Origin of the sequence: Parabacteroides chongii (genome assembly GCF_029581355.1) — a bacterium.
Taxonomy (GTDB): domain Bacteria; phylum Bacteroidota; class Bacteroidia; order Bacteroidales; family Tannerellaceae; genus Parabacteroides; species Parabacteroides chongii.
In genome coordinates, this window is the sequence record NZ_CP120849.1 from 681,905 (window position 1) to 705,883 (window position 23,979).

The 23,979-nt window shown below is 47.2% G+C and carries 11 protein-coding genes; 5 read left to right on the top strand and 6 right to left on the bottom strand.

The genetic code is table 11. From position 1 onward, the window contains the following. Positions 1–28 precede the first annotated feature (28 nt). From tamL to P3L47_RS02970, 3 genes are all read right to left on the bottom strand, one after another. On the bottom strand, positions 29–2,413 hold the full coding sequence (gene tamL / locus P3L47_RS02960) for a translocation and assembly module lipoprotein TamL (RefSeq protein WP_277782624.1): 2,385 nt from the start codon (positions 2,411–2,413) through the stop codon (positions 29–31). Next, complete coding sequence (locus P3L47_RS02965) at positions 2,413–7,017, bottom strand: translocation/assembly module TamB domain-containing protein (protein ID WP_277782625.1); 4,605 nt, start codon at positions 7,015–7,017, stop codon at positions 2,413–2,415. The genes tamL and P3L47_RS02965 overlap by 1 nt, the downstream gene beginning before the upstream one ends. Before the next feature lie 104 nt (positions 7,018–7,121). After that, the gene (locus P3L47_RS02970; protein ID WP_277782626.1) at positions 7,122–8,714 is read right to left on the bottom strand and encodes a MutS-related protein; all 1,593 of its coding nucleotides are present in this window, start codon (positions 8,712–8,714) and stop codon (positions 7,122–7,124) included. A gap of 118 nt (positions 8,715–8,832) precedes the next feature. On the opposite strand from P3L47_RS02970, the gene P3L47_RS02975 reads away from it, so the two are divergent. Next, a complete protein-coding gene (locus tag P3L47_RS02975; protein ID WP_277782627.1) occupies positions 8,833–9,618 on the top strand; it encodes an inositol monophosphatase family protein in 786 nt (261 codons plus the stop codon). Positions 9,619–10,131: 513 nt separating this feature from the next. Here P3L47_RS02975 and P3L47_RS02980 read toward each other — a convergent pair. Next, entirely contained in the window at positions 10,132–10,338 is a 207-nt protein-coding gene (locus P3L47_RS02980) for a hypothetical protein (protein ID WP_277782628.1), read from the bottom strand. Between the two features lie 267 nt (positions 10,339–10,605). Then, positions 10,606–14,517 carry a DUF6383 domain-containing protein gene (locus P3L47_RS02985; protein ID WP_277782629.1) on the bottom strand — a complete coding sequence of 1,304 codons (3,912 nt, stop codon included), beginning with the start codon at positions 14,515–14,517 and terminating at the stop codon, positions 10,606–10,608. Positions 14,518–15,193: 676 nt separating this feature from the next. On the opposite strand from P3L47_RS02985, the gene P3L47_RS02990 reads away from it, so the two are divergent. Then, positions 15,194–15,679 (top strand): hypothetical protein, encoded by a 486-nt coding sequence (locus P3L47_RS02990; RefSeq protein ID WP_277782630.1) that lies wholly within the window; start codon positions 15,194–15,196, stop codon positions 15,677–15,679. Between the two features lie 18 nt (positions 15,680–15,697). Here the strand turns inward: P3L47_RS02990 and P3L47_RS02995 are convergent, their stop codons facing one another. Then, positions 15,698–16,861: a hypothetical protein gene (locus tag P3L47_RS02995; RefSeq protein WP_242506896.1), complete on the bottom strand. Its 1,164-nt coding sequence runs from the start codon at positions 16,859–16,861 to the stop codon at positions 15,698–15,700. A 229-nt stretch (positions 16,862–17,090) separates the two neighbouring features. Here P3L47_RS02995 and P3L47_RS03000 point away from each other — a divergent pair, with 229 nt between their 5' ends. The 3 genes from P3L47_RS03000 (at position 17,091) to P3L47_RS03010 (ending at position 23,973) form a co-directional block, all read left to right on the top strand. Further along, entirely contained in the window at positions 17,091–19,649 is a 2,559-nt protein-coding gene (locus P3L47_RS03000; RefSeq protein WP_277782631.1) for a hypothetical protein, read from the top strand. Between the two features lie 406 nt (positions 19,650–20,055). Then, positions 20,056–22,353 (top strand): TonB-dependent receptor, encoded by a 2,298-nt coding sequence (locus P3L47_RS03005; protein WP_277783662.1) that lies wholly within the window; start codon positions 20,056–20,058, stop codon positions 22,351–22,353. A 204-nt stretch (positions 22,354–22,557) separates the two neighbouring features. Then, the gene (locus P3L47_RS03010; RefSeq protein ID WP_277782632.1) at positions 22,558–23,973 is read left to right on the top strand and encodes a DUF4374 domain-containing protein; all 1,416 of its coding nucleotides are present in this window, start codon (positions 22,558–22,560) and stop codon (positions 23,971–23,973) included. Positions 23,974–23,979: the final 6 nt, after the last annotated feature.

Consider the following 23,979-nt stretch of genomic DNA (forward strand, 5'->3'; position numbering starts at 1 on the left):
TCAACTGTCACTTGTCTACTATCAACTGTTAGAACGGATACCCGATTGCCAGGTGCCAGCCCGGAGTATATTTGGGAACGTTGAAATAACCGTTTTTATCCGTTTCGTAAGGGACATGCAGAGGGATACCCATATCCAAACGGATAACGATAAAGGTCAGGTCGTAACGCAAACCGACACCGGCATCGAGTGCCAGGTCTTTCAGGAAACGGCCCCATTTCAACTGACCGCCGGGACGTTGATCGTCGTTACGGATCAGCCAGATATTACCGGTATCGATAAAAGCCGCCCCGTGCAGGTCGCCCAGGATCGGGAAACGGTATTCGAGATTGGCTTCGAACTTCAGGTCGCCGGTCTGATCCAAATAACTGTATGCATTCTTTTCCTCCGGACGATAGCGGCCCGGACCAATCGAACGGATCGTGAAAGCACGCAGGCTGTTCGCCCCACCAATATAGAACTGCTCGTTGTAAGGAGATATGCGGGCATTTCCGTAACTATAGATAGCTCCCGCCATCATACGGCCGACCAGGTGCTGGTTATGACCGATCTTATAATTGTAACGGACCTCCGCCGTTCCTTTCACGAACTGGGCGAATTTATTCCCCAACAAATGCTTTCCTTCCTCATTGAATTTCTGTCCGGCAATAGCATAACCGGCAGCCAACAAGTTACCCGCCTGTGAAACGGACAGCTGCAGCCAGGTATGATTCCGCTTGGAAGTGATCGGGGCATCATCGTAGGTATAGGTATACCCCATTGCTGGTACGAACTGATTCTCCAAACTCAGCTTCAGGGCACGGTTATATTGCGTTATACTGTCAAACTCATGCGTCGTCGACTGGAGCAGATTGTATGTCAGCTTGAACGGCGTGATCGAATGGTGGCTGGTGGCAGACGACTGATAATCGTACGAAGCATTCCCACCAAAGGCCAGCATCTTAAAGAAACGCGCCCGGTTCAATTGGTCGACATACAGGCGGAACGAGGTACTCGAAGGATACAAGCCATCCTTTTTCATCATTCCGGGGAACAGCAACTGCGGGAATGTCAGCGTCCCGCTCAATCCCATCTCCCAGCTATTGATAGCCGATTTGGCACCGTCCACCCGCTTACCGGTCTGCCACTCGTAAGAACCGCGCAAACGTACGCCGAAGGTCTCACCTCCACCGAACACGTTTCGCTTGGTCACACTGAAGATAGCTCCCGGACCTAGCTGGTCGTTACTCTTCGATGTCACGTTCACTTCCAGCTCGCCATCGAGCGGCAGGTCATAAACCGTATTGATCTTCAGGTCGAGAGTATCCTGGCGACGAGCCGTATCGCGCGGGATATATTGCATTTCGGAATACCGGAAAATGCCGAGACGCGAATAACTGGTCTGCGTCCGCTGCTGACTCTCCTGCGAATAGAGGTCGCCGGAATGGAAACGCAGGCGGTTGTAAAGTACCGACGGGCGGACACGCAGTTTGCCTTCGTAATAGACCGTCATATCTTTATAACGGATCGAATCGGTCGGCGGCTCGTTATTATAGCCGTTCAGCCAGACGGAAATATCACCGATCGTCCACGGACGGAGAGCCGCACGCGGCAGACCCGGCTTCGTCATGACACGGAGTGCCACTTTACCGGGGTTCATGATCGTATCCGCCTGGTAAGTGATGAACTCGGGACGGAAATAATAGAATCCATTGTTACGCAGCAGAGAGGTGATACGCTGCCGCTCGGCTTCCAAATTCGTTACGTTGAAGTTATCCCCATCACGGAGCAGGCGGTCGCCTATCGTATTTTGTACCAGCGTATCCATCTTATGACGCATCCTGACATAACGGATACTGTCATAGGTATAAGGCTGGTTCATCTCCACCTGGTAGACCAGTTTGGCTTTCTTTGCATTCTTCGGGTTGGTATCCACCTGGAAAGAAGTCGTACCGTTGAAGTAGCCGTATTCTTTCAGCAGGTTCTGCGCCACTTTGATACGCACGTCGGGATTCACCGTCGAGATGAATACCGGCTTGGCTGCCAGCTTGTCGAAAATCCATTTTCCGACCTTTCCTTTCCTATTGACAAAAGCGTTATAGACCCACAGGCCGAAAGGGAACGGCACGCGGATGGACGAACTTCCCAACAGGGCATTGTTGGGAGGGTAGGCAAGAGCGCCCTCCACTTCAGCAAGGGCATCCTCGCCGGCGGTCGTCTGATCGTCGTGGGTAACGTCGATCTTTTTGATTCCGGTATAAAGGACTTCACCCTCGGGGAGGTTTTTGGTAGTTGAGCAGGAGGCTAATAAGAACAAGAGAAGGGAGAAGATGACACACCCCCTACCCCCTCTCAAGAGGGGAAATGAATACTGTTTGTTACGGGAACAAATGGTAACTTCCAACAATCTATATAGTATATCTTTCTTTTTCATCATTCCTCCTCATAAACCGGTTTAGGTCTATTCTTCTTAAAGTTGAACAACTCCCGCATATGAAGCATCTTGCGGCGCAGGACAATACCGACACCTGTCTCCGTGATCTCCCCTTCCAACAGACTTTCGTAGTTCTTGTCGTGGAACAACTTCACATAGCGCGTTCCGCTGGCATCCAAACGGTACTCGATCGAAACATTGTCGATAAATGCCTGTGTTTGGTTGCTGTTGCTTGCATTTTCGCCGGTCGAGATACGGCCGCCCAGCACGATACGGATACGGTCGTTCCAAAAACGTTTGGCAAAGCTGAAATTATAATCGGTCCGCTGTCCGCCTGTTCCGTCGCCATTCTCGTCGTAGCTATCCATACCGAAGGAGATATCGACCGTCTTCAGGGCACTTCCGGCAATATTACTGATCTCGCTGTTCAGGAAACTGTTCAGGGCGGCCCCCATATTCAAGTTCTGCTTTCCACCGCTGCTGTTTGCCAAATACATTCCGGTAATAATCATACCGACAGCCAGTTTCGTCCGTTCATCCTCACCCATACTGTTCAGACTCGTCTGCATGGACTGATCTTCGGGAGCCGTCAAGACAAACTGCAAGCCCAGATTCTCCAGTTGTTGCTTCAGGGCAATACCCACATCGAAGTTCACCATACGCGAACCGCTACCATCCTGGGTTACATTAGTACGGATGCGTTCGGTAGCCGTCAGATCCAAATACGGGTCCATCGGATCGCCGCTCCATTGCACATAACTGCCGTCCTGTATATTAAATTCCTTCAACGGGATGATCGGCAAAGCATATTTCACAATACCGCCCGAAAGCGTATAACGTCCGTTCAGGATCATATCACCCTGCGGGGTATACTGGAAAGAGAGGTCGCCCCCACCTTCGAGTTCCACTTTGCTGGAGCGGTCAGGAGTGATATCCGCATTCAGCCGTACGGACTGGTCGATGCGTATCGTCAGCAACATATCCAGACCGCCCAAAGGTAACGGAGCTTCCTGCCGGCGGCGGTTCACCAGTGTATCTTCAAAAGAGGTGAAAGTCACCAGGTCGGAAAGGCGGTCCTGCACAGTCAGCGGAGAATCCTTCATGACATAAGTCACGTTCGTTCCGCCCAACAGCTGCAGGCTGCCACGCATCATCAGCGCATCGAGCGGACCTTTCACCGTCGATGCCAGGTTGACGAGCAACTTGCCATACACCATACTTTCCTTATTCCGTTTCACATCGAGCAACTGCATATGGTCAGCGGTCAGTTTCAAGTCTGCCATCATCCGTGACGGATTCCGGAAATCGACCGTACCGTCTATCACAAACGGGTTCTTTCCCGCGGCATGGATATGGTATTCGTCGAACAGGATCTTGTTGTCCTTCACCACGATCTGCTTATCATCCACCCGGAAACTGGTTCCCACGGCGGTCACGAACATCGAGGTCGAATCCATCTCGATATATCCGTTCACTTCGGGCGCCTTACTACTGCCCTTTATCGTCATATTTCCTTCCAGTACGCCGTTCAGCGATGCCATATTATCAGGGATAAACGGGTTCACCATATCCAACGGCAGATGCGTCACGTCGAGCGTTCCGTCCAAATGATCTTCTTTCCCCATCTTATAAAGGGCAGTCGCCGACATCACTTCGTTCTGATCGCGAAAGAAGTGCATATCGACCTGATGCTTATTATCCGCCAGCGGGAGATAAACGGTACTGAACATCAGTTCCCCTACCCGTCCGCCTTCGTAGATCAGATTGTCGATATTCGCATCGACCACCACCAGGAATGAACTGTCCGACGGCGCGTACTGCATATCCGCACTCAGTATCCCCTGCATGGCAGGTATCTCCGTAAATGCTTTCGAGATAACGTCCAGGTTGATCTGGCTCAATTCGAGATGCAGTTCCTCCATCTTATCCTTTTCGGGCAGCGAATGAATCCACAAAGAGGCATTCTCATCACCCGACAGGCGAACGTTGGCAGCAATATCTTTCTCATTCTTATAAAGAATATAATTATCCGGATTCAGTTTGAAAGGACGGAAAGCCAGGATCGGATTGTCCGGGAAGAGATGCAGGTTGATCCCCTCCTCCACCTTGTCGGCACGCAATCCGAGCAGAATACCCGTATCCCCTTTTCCATCTGTGTACAGCACTTCGGCATCGGCAAACGTATTCCGGATCTTCCCCTTGACTCCGGCTGTGAAAGGAGCCTGCTGGCGGAATTTCGTCTTGATCACCCCGGCATCATACAGCAGACCGAGTGAGTCCTGACGGATGGCAAAACTGATCGTATCGATCCGTGTCGTGTCCTGCATCAGGCTATAGACGCCCGCATCCAGCCGGAAACCTTCTTCAGGAGAGGTAAAGGCTTCCAGGCTCAGGTTATTGAACGAGATGTTCGCCTGCTGCAATATATTATAGATCGGATTATCCTTCCCCGCCGACACCGCCAAATGCATATCCGGCAACAACGGTTTGAAAGCAGGGATATTGATCATTGAATCTTTTTCAAGCTGTTTGTTCAGTCCCTCGGAAATCTTGTTGAACTTGCCGGTCATCGTTTCCAGGTCGGAGTTACCGGTCAGCACGATCCCCAGGTCGCCCGCATGAAAGGAGACACGGGTGGTATCCTTCGTGCTCTGGGCATGCAGGGTAAGCGTTTTCGGCTTGTACGTGCCTGTCGTAGTGATCAGTTCCCAGTTTCCCAGCGTGACATCGACCCGATTGTTCTTCCCCATATCCGTTTCCGCCTCCGCAAAAAGCTGGAAAGAGGTAGCCAGCGAATCATTCATAAGATGCATGCCGTAGAGGTCTAAATTCGTGACATCGGCAATCACCATCGCCTGGATCTCTTTCTTCAACAACGTGGCATTCAGTGTCAGGTCCATTTCCGCCAGCGGGTATTTACTCAACAGGTCGAACTTCAGGAAATTCTTTTCCAGCGAACCGTCCATAGTCACATCGGATACATTATAATTTCCGTAGCGGATATCCGTCAGTTTCCCGTCCAGCTTCGCCCATGAAGAACTCTTGAAGGGATCGAAACCCTTTCCTTCCGCCTGTATGGAAGCGGTCAGATAATACAGCGAATCGAGCGGCATAAAATGGACCGGCTCCAAGCTATCGACTTTCAAGTCGGCTTTGTAGGCCTCCTTGCCCGGATCAAAGCTGGCGGTCAGCAGCACCTTCCCTTTATCCTCCCGCAACAGGAGGTCTGCCTGGTACTCATTATTCTTCAAGGCAGCCTCACCGGTCAGCGTCATACCGGAAGGGATATTATACCGGTGGCGTTCGGCAGCCGGAAGCATACTCAAAAGGAACTCCAGGTTTCCCGTCTCCGCTTTCAGGTTCAGTTTTCCCGAACGACGGATACTGTCGGTAAGCGACTTCATCGTACCGGAAACATCCATCCGGAAAGTACCCGGCAATTCGCCCTTCAACTGACGGAGAAGCATAGAAGATAAGTTTCCTTCCACACCTGCCGTCAACGATAGCGGTTTCTGCGGATAGGCTTTCTGAAAATCGACGGGCAGTTCACCGGCAAAGGTCATAACGTCTTCTTTTCCCACCGAAGCGGTCAGCAATACCCGCATGTTCCCTTCCGGATCCGCATCGAAAGAGCTCCAGGGAACCATCGCCAGCAAGCGAACTTCCGACGACGGGGTTTTCAACAAAAGCTGCGGAACATTGATATTCGTGCTATCGCTATGGAGACTACCGGTCAGCGACGAAATAGTCAGTCCCGAACGGTCCTCGGCAGACAGTTCGCGGATACGCGCCTTGATATCCCGTCCGCCGTAGAAAAGCGAATCGAGCGAGATCGTGACGTTGCTTAAAGCGATATGTGAAGGATCGAAACCGGCAACCGGATCCTGATAGTCGGCATCGTATCCGAGGGTGGAACCGGTCAGCGTGAACAGGTCCGCCCCGTAATGCGAAGCTCCCAGGTCAACGATACCGTCTTTCAGGCTCGCCTTATCGATATAGGTTGACAGACGCAACGAATCCGCAGGCATCTGCATGGCAAACGCTACGCGGTCGAGATTGATCTTTTGCAGGCTCAAAATCCAATTGACGGCGGCAGAGGTCGTATCCGCCTTTGTCGTCGTATCGTTCAGCAACAAAGTGATTGCCGTATCCGACAGGTCGATCGTATTAAGTGTCACCTTCTCCTTCGACAGGTTAATACGGTCAGCTTTGGCATACAAGCGCCCGAGTACCCCTTTTATCTCCATGCCTTCGATAAAGGTACCCGTATTTACTTTCACGCCTTCCAGATCGATCGCGTCTACCAGCACTTCCTTTTTCAGCAAAGGCAGCGCCCGCACATTTACGGTCAGGCTTTTCAATGTCAAAAGCGTATCGGCAGGGGTAGTCAATACCTCTACACCGCGAACCGTCAGGTTCAATGGGAAAGAAAGGCGTATCCGTTCTATCCCTATCTGCATCCCGGTAGCTTTACCGGCATAGTAGGCCGCTTTTTTCACGGCAAAGTTCTGAACAGGCGGTATGTATAAAAGTACAGAGACCAACAAAACCAATACCACCGGTATCAGGCATACGATCCCTATTCGTTTCAACCAAATCCTCATTTGTTATATTTGTGTATTCTTTTTTATAATCATAACGGTTAAATACCCTGTTTTGTTTGAAAATTCTTTAACAAATATAGAAAAGAAATTCAAGAATAAAAAGCTTAACCTTCTATCTGCCGGATAACGGAGTAAGCATCCTCGATCAATGAAGCCGGATAGTCATTGATCTCCAAGATCCGTATCGCATTTCGCTGGTATAAATTTCCGGATTTTAGCTTATAATCGAACGAAAGCATCCCTTCGGATATTGTCTCGCAAAAATGGTACAAGTCGTATTCATTTGCAAGGAATGTACCCAGTTCGGTATCGTGGGTGGAGACCACCACGATATTGCGGGAAGTATTCAGGAATGACAGCACAGCCTTAGCTGCCGCTATCCGTTCAGTCGTGTTCGTCCCTTTAAATATCTCATCCAGCAGGAAGAGGTTGGTGTGCTCGCTTTGACTGTAAGAAAGCATGTCACGGATCGATTCCACCTCCTTCATATAAAAGCTCTTGCCATCGGACAGGCTGTCGGATAACATCAGGGCGGCATGTATCATAACGGGCATCTGTAGCTGCATCTGCCGGGCAAAAGCTGTATTCAATGTCTGTGCCGCAAGAATATTCACGCCTAAAGTCCGGATAAAGGTCGTCTTGCCCGACATATTCGAACCGGTAAACAGGATGGAACGTCCTTTTATGCTGATGGCATTCGAAACACAATTCTCCACCAGCGGATGATACATCTCGTCTGCTTCCATGCGCACCTCAACGTCCGGTTGTCCCGGCAGGCAATAATAAGGAAGCCTTTTGCGAAGAAAAGCCACCGACGAAAGGCTGTCGGTCAACCCGACAAAACGAAATACGGTCTCGATGGCCGCATTTTTATCTTTCAGCAAACGGACCATCTTATTATATGCCAAAGGTTCTATCAGAAAGAATATCTTTATCATCTCCGTGACAGACCACAGGATCACAGCCAGGTCGTTATCCAGCCTCGACTCTATCCGCAGGGATTTACTCGACCGCCTCAACGTCTCCAGCGAAGCCAGTGCCCCAGGCACATTCCTGCTTATCGCCGATAACAACGGATCGACAGCCAGTTTTCCTGCTGCGTCCAGCATCTTTATCAGCTGGGGCATCGATACCAGATAGCCGAGTCCGTTATGTTTGTTCCGGTAATGGAGCCCTCCATTCACCAAAAGGGCGGCAAACAACAGCAGCAACGCCGGTACCAGCTTATAAAACAGAAACAACAAAAGGAAAAACGTCGGCAGAAGGCTGCAGACCCGGAGCACAAACTGCCACCAGGCAGATACAGGCGGATGTTCGGTCTGCAACAAAGGAGCGATACTATACGCTTCCACAGCCTGCAGAATTTGCAGCTCTTTTACTACAGAGGCATGTTCTTCAGAATCGGCAGAGAGCTTTTCAATGATAGCCTCGTTCGCCTTAATCTCCCCATCCTTTTCCGGGATCGTACGCATCAGGTTATAAAGGTATTGTTGTCCCACCCGAGAGGCGGTACGGTCGGTAAACATGAACAGATCATCCAGTCCCAGGTCGGAGCATGTTTGCTCAGACAGCACTCCCAGAGCCTGTTTATGGGTATCACAACGGAAGAAAGCAGCTATCTCAGAGAAATCATAAGTCTCTGCTTTCTCCTCACCGCCATAAGCGGCAGGACGTTTCCGGAAGTTAAAGATGCTCATAGGACGATCGTTTTTCAATTGGTCAAAAGTATATCTTTTTCATTAATATTCAGTACAACTCATCTTATTTAGTTCCAAAATGTGTATGTTTGTCAGACCAAAAAGAGAATATAAAGATATGTTGAACTTAGAAGAACTTTGTACCCAGGTACAACGGATAGCCCGGAAAGCCGGGGCTTTCCTGAAAGAGGAACGACGTAAATTCGACCGCGCACGAGTAGAAGAAAAAAGTGCCCACAACTATGTATCGTATGTCGACAAGGAATCGGAAAAGTGGCTGATCGCACAACTCTCCGCCCTGCTTCCCGAAGCCGGTTTCATCGCCGAAGAAGGTAGCGGAAGCCTGACAGACGAAAACTACTGCTGGCTGGTCGACCCGCTGGACGGGACTTCCAACTATATCCATGATCTTGCCCCTTATTGTGTCAGCATCGCTCTGCGCAACAAAGAGGAGTTATTGCTCGGCGTAGTCTATGAAGTCTGCCGCGACGAATGTTTCTATGCCTGGAAAGGCAGCAAAGCCTATCTCGACGGTAAAGAGATACATGTATCCGACGTGTCCGACCTCGACAAAGCTTTTATCGATCTAGGATTTCCTTACAACTCGGATGCTTATCGCCCGGTAGCCCTCCGCCTCGTCGACAGGCTGTACGGCTTTGCCGGAGGAACCCGTCTGATGGGAGCTGCGGCAGCCGAAGTATGCTATATTGCCGCCGGACGGTTCGAAGCCCGTATCGAGGCTTATATCGGTCCCTGGGACATTGCCGCCGGTGCCCTGATCCTGATGCAGGCGGGAGGTAAAGTGACCGACTTCAGCGGTGGCGACAACTGGCAGTCGGGCGACGAAGTGCTTGCCACCAATGGGGCGATGCATGAAACGCTGATACGGCTGATCAGGGAATAAGCCGTTGACAAAGTGATATTTTTACTCTATAGGGTACCTTAATATTCCCTATAGAGTATCCGTTTGCACCCTATAGAGTACCTGTTTATTCCCTATATCCTGTTGCACGACAAGACATAGAACACCCTACTGTTTATCAGCTGATTAGATACAAGAAGGACACAAAAGGACAAAAAGGACACCGTCACAATTTCAAAACGGGAATGAAAATACCAGGCATTCTGCGTAGTATATATCTTTAGGAAAGTTATTTACAAACCGAATAAACTATGCCTAATATTTATCAACAAAAACCGGAAGAAAGACGAATAATATGCAGCCTTTTAAGACTGACTGCATACCCCCTCATCTCAAAATTGTGACGGTGTCCTTTTTGTCCTTTCGTGTCCTTCGCCTGTTTAGGAGATCGTTCACCAGCGATCTATACAACTGATAAACAACAAGTAACACTCATAAAACATCTTCACACATAAGAGGGGGCACGTGCAACTAGGGTATGCAAAAAGGGAGCATTTATTTCCCAAATTCTTCTGCATCTTCCGACATATAATAGTAACGTTTCACGGTAGCGGCATCGACCTTAAAGTCGAAAATAGCATACATCAGATGATGAAGGCGACCATCGGGATGTGCCGTGTTACCGCCTTTCAGCATCCGGTCGATATGCTTCATGCAGCGCATCCAGTGAAAGGGATGCGGGGGATTCTTCTTTTTTTTCATTTGATGTTTATTTATTATATATTCATTGCCAATGAAGATGGCAACAGATTCAGTGTTTATCTACAACGAAGCCCCGAAAGATAAATCCCCCGGGGCTTGTTTTTGTCTGTCTTTGCTCTTCACAGAGATCGAACAGAAGAACTTTATTTCATTACTTTAGTATTAATACCGACTGCTTGTTCGCCTGTCACAGGGTAATTGACAGGGGCGGTTCACGAACCGCCCCTACGCGCAGTCAATTTAAATTTATTGATTATAAATAGTTTCTTATTTTACGATTGCTTTAACAGCGGCTTCACCTTCTACGGCTACTACAACTACACCCTGAGGAGCAGAAATTGTAGCTTCGCTAGAAGCAACAACTGTGTTAGCAATTGTCTGACCAAGTACGTTGCTGATAGTAACTTTCTTGCCTTCAGCACCCTTGATGATGACTGCACCTTCTGTAGCGATAACTGACACTTCAGATGCATTGATTCCTTCGTTAGCAACCGGATTAGAATGTTCTGCAGCCAAATCAAACTTGTCACCAGCTTCGTAACCCTTAGCAACAACTACTACACCATTAATGTTCTTCAAATAACCGTTGTTAGATACATCCGGACGTTTGCCATTAGCTACATAAGCATCATAATCGTAGTAGCCAGTCTGAATCTTGAATGAACCATCTGATTCATGGTTGATCGGATTGATATACTGGAATGCGAATTTAGCTGTATTGAAAGCACTTGTGCTCAAATCGATTACATCAGAAGTCTTTCCACTCTTCTTATAGTTCTTGTCTGTGATATACAGTTTATCACCTGTACGGAAACCATATACGAATCCTAACTTAGCAAAGTTTTCACCTGCTTCACCTACATTGATATACTTATTAGTATGGATAGCACCCTTTGTATAAGCAATATAAGCTGTGTCAACTAAGTTAACCAGGAAGCGACCGTATGTTGTATCCGGATGAACTGCCGGGTGACCTGGGATTGTACATTCCTGTTCAGGTACATACTTCGGATTAACAACCAACAGATACTGGTAGCGGCTGTTATGACCACGGTTCACATAAGCTGTATCTACATACAAAGCAGGAGCCATATCTTTCAATTGAGCTTTATTACCCAGATTCAGGAATTCACCGTTTTCATACATCTGATCATATTCGTTTTCCTGACGGAAGATACGGATCGTATCGCCCATATTCTTCAAACGATATTCAGGAGCTGCAACTAACTGAAGATCGAACAGGTCGTTAGAATTTACTTGTTCGTAAGCAGCTTCAACTTCTACAGCACCCTGTTTAGTTGTAGTTGCGCCATACAGCTTCTTGTTCAGATCCATTGCAAATGATTTGTTATCATTCTGAGATACACCGACCAGATTATACAGACCATTCTGTTTTTCTTTCAAAACAAAGCGGTAAGCTTTACCCAGATCTTTAGAAGTTGCATAACTCTTAGAATCCTTATCGCAGATCATAGACAGGATATCCAAAGTCTGAGGATTTTCATAAGTCAGATATTCGTCGTTAGCAGCATTCTGCAAAGCGTAGCTAATGATAGCCAATGTATCATTATAAGTCTGATATCTGCCTTTAGCATCATAATAACCCACCTTAGTGATCTGATAGATAGAATCTGTCGGAGTTTTCAAAGTACCGAATGAACCGTAAGTAGCCTTTTCAGTCAACGGAACCAGTTTCCAGGTAGCAGCACCTTCCAATTCTTTTGTCAAGCCCAGCAGGTGTTTGCCTGAATGGTTTTCTGTAACATAGAAGTTAGTTTCTTCTGTAGAAGCAACAGCTAGACGATATTGATTATCCTGTACATCCAGTGCTTTGAAGTTTGCATAACCATCCATCTGAACAGTGTTGTTATCCAATTCGGAAGCAGCAGAAGGAGTGATAACCAATGTATCACGTGAAACAGTTGAGAATCCGAACGGATTGCGACCTGTATAGCTTACAGCGTATTTGTCGTTACCCAGTGAATACATGTCTTTCACATTTATCACTTCCTGTGATTCACGATTTGTAAATGTAAAGGCATAAGCATCGGCTTTCTTCGTTGCAGTATTCTTTACACCATTTGTAGCTGTTACAGCCCATTGTCCTTCCGGTTTGTTGAATAAGAACTTGCTAGCCTGTACAGGAGCTACATCACCGTCTTCATCCATTGCCAACACTTTATTGTTTACTTTGGTATTTTTAGAGATGAATGTAATATTTACATACTTATAGTTCAACGGATTGTTTGCTTCATCTGTTGTCAAAACAAATGCATCGCTACCGAAGCTTGCATAAACCAATACACCAACCTGTGTAGCAGGTACAGTAAATTTACCTGCAGACAAGAAATAACCTTCGTCATTATTGTATGAAATAACGCTATAAGTGTTTGTGTTAGTTGCAGGAGTTACACCATGTACTTGAATAGAGCTGATTTCATTCTGATCTGCAGCACTATGGTTGACAGAGAAAGTATATGCAATCTGTTTTCTTACAGCATAAGCAGCATCACCAGATTTAGAGTTCATGATAGTCTTCATATCATCTACAGAGATTGTCTTGAATTTGAAACCACCATTTACTCCGTTGAACTCTGTAATACCTTCAACAGACCATTTTTCATCCTGGTTCAGATTCAGTACAATAATACCTTCATCATTTGCCAACATGTAAGATGTTACATTATCCGTTGATTTATAAGATTCAAAACCTGTAACTTTTGTTCCTTCCATCTTCGGCTTAACAACTTTCAACTTACCCAGGAACGGATTACCCTGCAAATCAGTTACTCCTTCTTTCTTGTTTGCCAAAGTCATTGTGAAACCGTCACCTAATTTCTTAACTAAAGTACCAGCTGTGTAAGCGGTTGATGCGGCTTTGTGGAAAGAGAAGTAAGCAGGATTTGTATTAGCAACTCCAGATCCAATAATAGTTGTACTTGCAAATTCTGTAGCAAAAAAGCCTAATGCTGTATTACTTGTAATAACCTTTTCACCGGCAGCATTTACAAAATAATACAAATTACCACCGTTACTTCCATTAGGTACAGCTACAATACGAAACTCCTGAATATTAGCCAACTCAAGTACCTGTCCTGATGCATTTACAAAGCGATATACATTTTCTTTACCATTTACAGCTTCTGCTGTCCAATAAGCATTCTCACCAGCTGCTGTTTCTGTAAGAGCTGCTCCACTTGCTTTAGAGAGGTATTTATTTGCAGCAACAGTGTTAGAATTACCACCATCTGCTCTATGAATCATAAATGTTTCACCTTCAGCAAAGGGAACACCATCACCATAGTTTGTTGCATCCGGTTGAGCCGTAGATGTCACAGCACTACTGCTAGTAATATCAGTTGCAACTCCATTTGTTACTAAAGAACTTGTTCCATCGACTACAACAAATAATTTAGTACCATTTTGCTCTATTTTAGCACCATTAGTTCCCAAAGTAACTGCATAAGATCCTGAATGGGCTATACCTGAAACTTTCACATCAGGATTTGCAGCTAAAGAAATTACGCCTTCTGCATCTACATTCCATAGATATTGAGACGGTTCATAACCCAAGAACAAAAGATCTTTAGCAGTGCTACAGTCTACAATCGAAGCCGTTTTACCATCCTTAGATGCTACTAAATACTTATTTGTTTCAATTGAAATAGGCTGTGCTTCTATATTTTTAAGCACAGGGGTAGTAATCATGTAGCAGTAAACATCTTTGGTAGATGTATTTTCTGCTACAGCACCACCTGTTAGATCCAGATACTTACTGGAAGCACTCTCTTGTACTATTGTACTATTTGTAGCGGTTCCAGTCGTTAAAGCAGTAAGCGTTCCAACTGTTCCATATTGCCAACCTCCACTGTAAGTCAAACCTTTCGTTCCGTCATTTACCCAAACAAGACTTTGTTTAGATCCACCAACTTTCCAAAGAAAGGCTTGCAAATCACTTTCCGACGTAGCATTCGTAATATCAGCCAAACTTAACGTCCCAGAACCAACAGTTAAAACTTTAGCCACAGAACCATCTCCTGGTATTTCCTTATTAACAATGATCACTTGATCATTATCAGCAAGATCAGCACCCTTCACCAACACCACACCGGCCTCCGCCGTGAATGTTGCACCGGCAGCCAGAAAGACTGCCATAAGTGTAGAAAACTTTTTGTTCATAATTTAAAATTTAATATTAATAATAGTGTTACTTAAAAAGCCTTTTAAACTTAGATCAGGAACGTCTTCGAAAGTGAATGACTAGTTTAAACGTTCCTTTTTTCTCGTCATTTTTTGGGGATTCGTGAGTTGAAGTGGCTATTTCGTACAAACTTTGCTATTCGGTTGATAAGAAAGGATATAGGAAAAGAGAAATTATTGAGGAAAGTATTGGCGGTTTGAAAAAATGCAGTAACTTTGCTGACGAATTTAAAGGAACGTTAAAATTAGTCATTCCGACCGATTCGTATTCATATATAATACAGGATATTAAATCACAAATAAGCACTTATAGCTTATAGGGAAAAGAGCCTAAGTACGCCTTTGTAAAACACTGATAATCAACTATACATTTTCCAACATGCCAAGCGATTTCATAAATTCGCATAATTTATCCCATTTTACGACACAAAAGAGAGTGTATCAAGACCAACTTATCACACCATCAAATGTGAGGACAAGTCATTTTTTGTATTCCCTTATACGTTAATATATGAGTGAGGTCATAGCTAATAGATAACATTGAGGGGAGAATATTCTCGTTTAACAGAGATTATTCCCCCCTCCGTCTATTTTATTTGCTTTCAGCAGCCATGACGTTTACCTTCATCCGCAAATCAACATAATTGACTGAAATATGAAAAAGAAAACGATTATTGCAAGCATGTTTGCTTTCACTCTGCTGGCTCCTGTCATGGCACAACCTCATCACGGACCTTTCCCAGGGTGCCCTCATAGCTGTTGTTGTTGCTGTAACCAGGACAAACCGGATCAACGTCCTCCCCAAAAAGGAGAGATGCCCTCTTTTATCACCGACAAACTAATCAAGAAGTTGGCTCTATCAGACGATCAGGTGACAAAACTCAAAGAGGAAGAGAAAGCCTTCATGGAGAAAATACAACAGATGCGGTCCGGCAGGGATGGCAAAGAGCAATTCTCTCCCGATGAAATGAGAGAGAAAATGGACACAATGATCAGCGAACACGACGCAGAGGTCAAAGAGATCCTCTCCGGCGATCAATATAAAAAGTACCAGAAGTATATGAAAGAGAATCGCCCGAAAGGTCCGGGTAACGGCGGTCCCGGAGGACCAGGTGGGCCGGATGGCGACTGGATGGAATAATCTACATACTATTCTTCACTAGAAATAATATCCCAGACTGATATTGAACCGGGCATGCCACGAATTACTTCCCGTACCCGCACCGAATGCATTCCAGTCCGGCCCGAACCAGGGTTGGTGCAATCCCTGAGCGTAATCGATATAGGCTAGAATCGGCCCGGCAGTAACCAGGCATCCGGTGACATTCTGGAAACTATCGTGGAAGCTCTTGTTCCACTTCTGCATCCATCCGAAGTCATTATAGAACTGGATGCTATTCACAATCCCTTTACTGAAAGGGATCTTATAACCGGCACTGATCGAATAGATATTCGCTTTGGCGGCGACTTCATAAGGTGCATTGAAAGCCGTCATGATAACCAGGTCGCGGTCTTCGCCCGGCTTATCTTTCGGATGCATGGCGTATGTCGATACCTGCGTCTTTACACTCAGACCCCGCCAATACAATTCATGATGGATGGCAAAAGCATAATGCGTACCGTTCTTTTCCGTATCGAGGTTGTAGAGCATTCCGAACTCCGCCGAAGCACCCAGTTTTTGCTTTACCTCATCCCCCCAGTTATAAAAGACCTGGCCATTGAACTGGTTTACCTCTTTATTGCGACCCGCCACATCATAACTGTAACGATCGCCCGCTGTCTCCGAATCGGAACCGAACAATTCTTCTTCCGAATTCTTAAAGAATGCCAGGGCATATTCCCATTTATCTCCTGTGTACATATATTTGATACCCATATCCGAATCGTCTTCCAATCCCAGGTAATAGGCTATCTGGAAGAAATAATTATGTGCCCCGTAAGGTTGTATACCAAAAGGAACGCGGGTCAGTCCGACCTGTAACTGCTGTTTCTCATTGAACTGATACCCGATCCATCCGGATTTAAGCATGGCACCGCCGGAAGCTTTCGCATAGAAACGGAAGTCGACGTCCAATAGGATCTTTTTCCAGGAACCGTTCACACCGAGCTTGAACAGGTCGTATCCAAAGTCGCCCCAACGCTTCTTCGATCCTTCTTTCCAGTCGGAATAGTTGTAATTAAAACGCAGGAATCCGTTAAATTTCAGACGGGGTAATTCTTTCCGGTTAACAACAGAGAGGGTATCAGCACGCAAAGTTTCGGCACGAGCTACGGTTAACGAAAAGAACAGGCAGGCCAATACGGCAAATGTCATTTGTTTCATATCTATAACTGAGTTGAGATGGGTTAAATATATATTATCAGATTATCACTCTTTTTACAGAACTCGCCAGGATGCAAAAAGTTTACGGCAAACCCTAAAAAGTGAAGAACGATTGCAAATTAATGCTTCTGTAAAAAATACGCAATAAAACAGTCAACCTTTTAAATCCCGCTTTTGTTATTATAAGTAAATAGCGCAACATTGTTTAATCATTTTATCTATACGTACCATGGGGAGGAACACTTTCTGTAAAAAACTGACGGATGCACTCCTGGCATCTGTGATGGCTGCCACAGCCCTTTTCATAATCAATTACTACCTGAACATACCGACAGCAGAAGCCTCAACACCGGACACCGGAAGCCTGCCGGACAAACCTTTCGTCGCATCTACCCTACCAAACAAACCTTTCCCGGCAGAAAAACAATACTGTCTGACCTGCCACCAGGGAATTGAACCGGCCCGTCCGTTGCAATCGGCCATGATGGAACATATCCTGAAGAAAGGGGCCGAAATGGGTGATCCCAACGGATGTGTAGTCTGCCACGGAGGGAATCCACATGAAACGATCAATAAGGATAAAGCTCACTCCGGTAAACCAGCCGGGAGCAAACTTGCCGGTTTTACCCCTGTGCCCGGGGCACTACAGGTAAACGATAATACCTGCGGCCTCTGCCACGGTGACCATACATACAATGTACACCTCTCCAACATGAACACCGATGCCGGCAAAATGAAAGCGATCATGTGGAGCTGGGGGATCGGTACGGAAAATCACGACCATCTTTATGCAGACCATCAGGTACAGGACACAGACGGTGCGGCTCCCCGCTTCGGCTCCGATACCTATAAAGCGTATATGCAGGAAATGGCGAAGAACTTCCCCGGACAATTCCCTGAAAAGTTGAAACAAGTTCCGGAGGTATCATTGGATCAGCTTGACAGTATGCCCGAACAGGCTGCCTATACTTACCTGAGAAATTGTAACGCCTGCCATCTAAGTAACAAAGGGATGCAGGACAGAGGGCATTTCCGTGGAATGGGCTGTGCTGCCTGCCACAACCTTTACAGCAATGAAGGATATTATGAAGGGAACGATCCTTCCATCGATAAAAAAGAGAAAGGTCACCTATTGGTACACTCCATGCAGGGGACTCGTAAATCACCGGTAACAGTAAACGGTAAACAGTTCACCGGCATACAGGTATCTACCTGCGCTGCCTGCCACTCCGCCGGACGCAGGATCGGGCATGCCTACCAGGGATTGATGGCTCTGGATCACGGCGACAACCGCGGGCCGTTCGATGAAAAGGGATTGCCGCAGGAAGCCAACGGCGGATATGTATTCAAGTATATCCGCGACGATGCTCACCATAAGATAGATAAGGACGGCAAGACTGTTACCGGTTTATTATGCCAGGATTGCCATACCACCAACTCGATGCACGGCAACGGGAATATCGGAACTACCACGTTGGCAACCGTCGAAATAGAATGTGCAGACTGTCATGGTATCCCGGATAAATATCCCTGGGAGTTGCCGATCGGCTACGGGGATGAGTTCGGGAAGGTGCTCGATATGAAAAAGGCTCGTGGCCTGGCAGACCAGCCGATGGATGTCACCGTACAGTTTGCAACTGTTTATCCGAAAGAAGACGGTTACCTGTTATCTGCGCGGGGAAATGCCTTGGGTAATGTCGTAAAAAAAGGGGATAAAGTGATCGTCCATTCCGAAACGGGACTCGACTTTGAGGTTCCTGTGCTCAAACAAGCGGCGAAAGATGAAAGCTGGTCTGATCCTGTCAAAGCGAAAACTGCCATGATTGCCGTCGGGAAACATATGGAGAAGCTGGAATGTTATGCCTGTCACTCTACCTGGGCGGCACAGTATTACGGTTACAAATATGTGATCGATTATACTCAAAACTCTATCGACTGGCTTACCTCGGCTGAAAAGGTAAATCCGGACGGGACATCTGCCGATCGGAACGGTCGGTATGTCATGCAACCCGGTGCACCGACCTACGGGGATTACAGTCATATGCGCTGGGAGAATCCGCCGCTGGGCGTTAATGGCGAAGGCCGTGTAACTCCGTTGGTAGGGGTTATACAAACTGTCGGAACGGTGATCGGCCCCGACGGAAAGACAACCACCTGGAACCGGGTAGCCAAAACAGCCGAAGGATACGATGCAATGGAACTGGCTCCGCTGAATCCTCACACTACATCCAAGGCTTCCCGCGATTGTTCCGATTGTCATGGCAGTCAGGTCGCTATGGGTTATGGCATGGATGGAGGCATGTACGATGCTGAACCGCAAACGACCCGTTATGCGGATGTGGTAACGGCCGACCGGGAGAATGTCAGTCATTTTACCCAAGCACAGATCAGCGCGATCAAAGACTTGCACGGTGACTTTATGCAATTACTTAACGCTGAAGGCAAACAGGTACAGACTATCGATACACACTGGCCCACTTCCATGCCGCTGACTACGGATCAACGCGACCGGCTGGCACGCGGAGGTACTTGCATGGCCTGTCATCAGGATATACCGGACGGTTCCATCCCAATGAAGATGTTGGGCAAAGTAGCCAAGGTTGCCAACCTGACATTCGCTCCGGCAGACGATCACGCTCATTTGCTTAGGGAGAATAATATCCTGATAGCCTGGATAAAAGTGATTGCTATTATATGCGGTATCCTTATTATACCGGTTATTGGCATCTGTTATGCCAAAAGGAAACCGATACTGGCTTGGGTACATAAAATAACGGAGGGCAAATAAAGCCTCTCGTCATCCGAACCTGTTCACCGGATAAGTGAATGTTTCTGTTCTTATCAGAAGAACTATTTATCTGTATTGATAATAGTGAACTATCCAAAACAGTAACCCAACAAGGCTGCACCTTGTTGGGTTACTGCACAAATCGGCTAAAAGCCGAAATAACTGTCTACTGTCACTTGTCAACTGTCAACTACCTACTACCTACATATAGCTACCTTCACCCCCCTTTTCCCCTCTGTTTTTACCTATAATCGGTGATTGATGCGCTTTCCTTTTCGCCCGACCTTTGCATCGGTTTTTATTAACGGTAAAAAGATTGAATACATTGAAAGCGATTGTAAGAGGATTGATAATAATGTTGACCTTTGTTTTTGTTGCCCTGACAGCAAATGCACAGAAGGAAGCTATGATCTCGGGAAAAATATTATCTACGGAAAAAGAAATAGTTGATTTTGCAACAGTCTATCTCAAAGGCACAAGCTACGGCGGTACAACGAATGAAGAAGGTATCTACCATCTGAAAGCACCCGCAGGAAATTACACACTGGTAGTATCCGCCATCGGCTATACGACTGTAGAGAAAGCAGTCCGGCTGATCGACGGCGAACGCACGAAACAAAACCTGACCATCTCACCGCAGGTAGAAGAACTGGATGAAGTTGTCGTCGTTTCCAACGGGATAAGTCGTTTGAAACGTTCTGCCTTCAACGCCATTGCGGTAGACACCAAAGAACTTCAGAACTCTACCAAGAGCCTGAGCGATGCCCTTTCGAAAGCACCGGGGATGAAACTTCGTGAGTCGGGCGGTGTCGGATCGGATATGCAATTGATGCTGGACGGTTTCAGCGGAAAACATGTGAAGGTGTTTATCGACGGCGTGCCGCAGGAAGGGGTCGGCAATTCGTTTGCGCTGAACAATATCCCCGTCAATTTTGCCGAACGCATCGAAGTCTACAAAGGCGTTGTACCCGTCGGCTTCGGGACGGATGCCATCGGCGGCGTGGTCAATATCGTGACGAATAAGAAGCATCGTAACTGGTTCCTCGATGCCTCCTATTCCTACGGATCGTTCAATACCCATAAATCGTATGTCAACTTCGGGCAGACGCTGGATAACGGTTTCACCTACGAGATCAACGCTTTCCAAAACTATTCGGACAACGATTATTACGTGGATGCCCCGGTGAAGGATTTCGAAACCGGACGGCTCGATACGGAAAACAAAGAACGTGTGAAACGTTTCAACGACACCTACCATAATGAAGCCGTGATCGGAAAGGTCGGCTTCGTGAATAAGAACTGGGCGGACCGCCTGTTATTGGGCTTCACCTATTCGAACATGTACCAGGAGATACAGACCGGGGTACGCCAGAATACAGTCTACGGCGAGAAGCACCGGAAAGGCCATTCGCTGATGCCGTCGCTCGAATACAACAAACGCGACCTGTTGACCAAAGGACTCGACCTGGTATTCACCGCCAATTACAATAAGAACCTGACGACCAACATCGACACCTCCGCCTACGAATATAACTGGCGCGGCGAAAAGCACCTGATGAATTCGCGTGGCGAGCAGTCGTACCAGCATACACGGTCGGACAACAATAACTGGAATGGTACGGTAACGGTCAATTACCGTCTGGGCCGCGCCCATTCTTTCACTTTCAACAATGTACTGACCGCTTTCCGCCGCTCCAACACCTCGCTGCTGACCAACGAGGAACTGACGGATGCCATCGACAAGCAGACGCGCAAGAACATTGCCGGTCTGTCGTATCGACTGATGCCGTCGGAGCACTGGAACCTCTCCGTCTTCGGCAAGCATTACAACCAGTATGTAGCGGGCCCGATGGCAACCGACAATACGAGTTCCGAATACGTCCGCACTTCCCGCAGCGTCAGCTCTCTGGGATACGGTGCGGCAGGTACTTACTTCGTCCTGCCGGGATTGCAGGCGAAACTCTCCTACGAGAAAGCCTACCGCCTCCCCACCATCGAAGAGATGTTCGGTAACGAAGACCTCGAAATGGGTGACCTCGGCATCAAACCGGAGAAGAGCGACAACGTGAACCTGAATATCAGCTACAACAAGACACTGGGCAAGCACGGCGTTTACGTCGAAGGGGGTCTGATCTACCGTAACACCAACGATTATATCCAGCGTAACATCACCGACCTGAGTGGCGGTAAACAGGCTGCGAGCTACATCAACTACGGCAAAGTACTGACCAAAGGATACAACCTCTCCGCCCGTTACAGTTTCTCGAACTGGCTGAGCGTAGGAGGAAACTATACGCAAATGAACGTTCGCGACAACCAGAAAACGGCAATCGGCAGCAACGCGGAAAACATCGCCTACAAAGAGCGTATGCCGAACCTGCCCTACCGTTTTGCCGACTCTGACGTGACGCTCTACTGGCGTAACCTCTGGAAGAAAGGCAATACATTGATCTTTACATACGACAATCAATATCTGCATAGTTTCACGTATTATTCCTCCATCATCGGATCGAATAAAGGTGAATATGTAGTTCCCAACCAGTTCTCCCACAATCTGACCTTGTCTTACAGCCTTCAGAACGGACGTTACAACATCTCTTTCGAATGCCGCAACTTCACCGACGAGAAGCTATACGACAATTTCAGCTTGCAGAAAGCGGGACGGGCATTCTACGGCAAGTTCCGTATCTACTTAGGCAACTAATGGTAACCTTTCCCCTCTTGAGAGGGGGCAGGGGGTGTGTCACAGTTTGCCATATTACTAGCTTTAACACACCCCTTATCCCCTCTCAAGAGGGGAAACAGATACAACCTGTCACTATCTAACATCTATAAACAAACCACTTACAACAGATATTTTTATCAACATAATAATAATAGATAGTAATCATATTAAAACAAACACAAAATGAAGAAGAATTTCTTTTTAACAGGCCTGTTCGCAACCGCGATGGCCGGACTGACACTGACAGCATGTGACGACGATCCGACTAACGGCGGAGGAAACGACGGCGGAGAAGAAGAAAACAATGCAGAATATGTAATCGCCGCCTCCGTTACGGCTTCCGGAAATACAACCAACGTATTGGTAACCTCCGAATCGCTGGACGAAGGCACAGTCACCACCAAAAACAACGGTGTCGTGAACGACGGTGCAACCTACTGGGTATTCTTTAAGAACCAATACCTCTACGCCCTCACCTACAACCAGGGCGAAGCCGGAGGCACCCGTTCTTACATCATGGAATCTCCGGGGGAATTAAAGAAACGTTCTGCCGAATTTGGTGTAAAGCGTTTCACCTCCTACGGTATTTACGATAAATACATTATGACTTCCTCTACCGGTGACGGCCCAACAGACTGGAGTGACGAAAACGGTTACACTCCGAAAGTATTCCTGTTGTCTTACCTCGATCCCGCAGCAGAAACATTCACCACCAACGACACACAGAACAAAGCCTATTTGTCTGAAAACTTCCTGGGTAACGGTGAATATGTAACCCTGGCAGGTATCCTGGAACACAACAACAAGATTTACAGTGCCGCCATCCCGATGGGTCTGAGCCAGTACGGAACAAAAGACCAGGGTGGCAAATGGGTGAAAGTCGGCAACGAAGACCTGGTAAAGAAAGAATCGGGTGGTTCCAACAGCAGCGCATACAAGAAAGACGAATTGCAGTGGACACAGTACCCGAACGAATGTTGGGTAGCTATCTTCGACGATGCCAACATGACCAGCAAGAAACTGATCAAGACTGATAAGATCAGCTATGCTGCCGGACGTATGAAGTCACAGTATTACCAAATGGTTTGGGCTGCCGACAACGGTGATATCTATGTCTTCTCCCCGAGCTTTGCCAAGACGATGACCGACGCACGTCAGCAGACGACATTGCCAGCCGGTGTGGTACGTATCCCTGCCGGAAGCACTGACTTCGATGATTACTACTGCAACCTGGAAGCGATGAGCAACGGTAACTCTTTCGTCCGCACCTGGCATATCACAGGCGACTATTTCCTGTTGCTGATGTATGACAGACCGTTCTCCACCGCCGGCTACGTAGCCAATCAGCTGGCTGTATTCAAAGCTGGTGACAAGAAATTGACATACGTAACAGGTCTTCCTTCAACAGACACAATCAGCGGCTTCGGCGATGCTCCGTATGTTGAAAACGGCACTGCTTACGTAACGGTTACCTTCAACGAAGGTGGCGGCAACCCGGTTATCTACAAGATCGATCCGGCAACAGCCGCAGCAACAAAGGGTCTGACAATCGAAGCCACTCAGGTGAGCGGTGTCGGCAAACTGACAGTCGCTAAATAATAACGA